A 739-nucleotide genomic window follows, 5' to 3' on the forward strand; every position below is an offset into this window, starting at 1 on the left:
CTTAAAGCCGGAGCAAATGTATAACTCACATCTTCCAAAGGTTTATCATTGAGTTCTAATTGACTAGGAAATATTATCTCAATAAACTCTCCACTACCATCTTGTGTTTGTATTCTTATCACATTATCGGGGATGAGTTCTTGAGTATTGTTATAATCTTCATTGATGCGAGTTTGTGTGGTATTTATATTATCTTTTATATTATCACTTGTAAGTATATCTTTATCATTTGCCTTAAAATAATCCTTAGTTAAAATATTAAAAGAACATACATTTTCATCATCAAGCCACTCATCTAAACCTTTGGCAATTTCAAACTCAATCCTTTGCATCTTAGCAGGAGCTAAAAAAACTCTATGATGTATAATATTTTCATTTTCTCGATAATCTTGATGATATTCAAAAAGCTCTTTAAAATATCCTGCTCCTAAATCTTTATATTCAAATTCTTTATAAGCACTTTTATAAACTTTAGCAATATTTTTTGGGATAATAAAGATTAATTTTAACAAATGCACACCAAGTGTAATTTTACACTCTTTAAAATCATAATCTTTACTAAAGTCTTGTTTAAGAGTATTTAGTATATTGACATCATTTAAATCAAATAAATCGTTTTTAGATAATTCTAATTGATCTAAACCTTGTTTGTTTTGATATAAAGTATCGTTTAGATATAAATTAGTGATTAAAAGATTATCTTTTTGATATTTATGTTCTTTATAATACATTCTTAACT

Annotated in this window: 1 pseudogene; it reads right to left on the minus strand. The window is 25.7% G+C overall.

The annotated features are described in order from the left end of the window. A pseudogene (locus L8X40_RS08395) lies at nucleotides 1–739 on the minus strand (hypothetical protein); the annotation flags it as partial.

The organism is Campylobacter sp. CNRCH_2013_0855, assembly GCF_025773025.1.
GTDB classification, from domain to species: domain Bacteria; phylum Campylobacterota; class Campylobacteria; order Campylobacterales; family Campylobacteraceae; genus Campylobacter_D; species Campylobacter_D jejuni_C.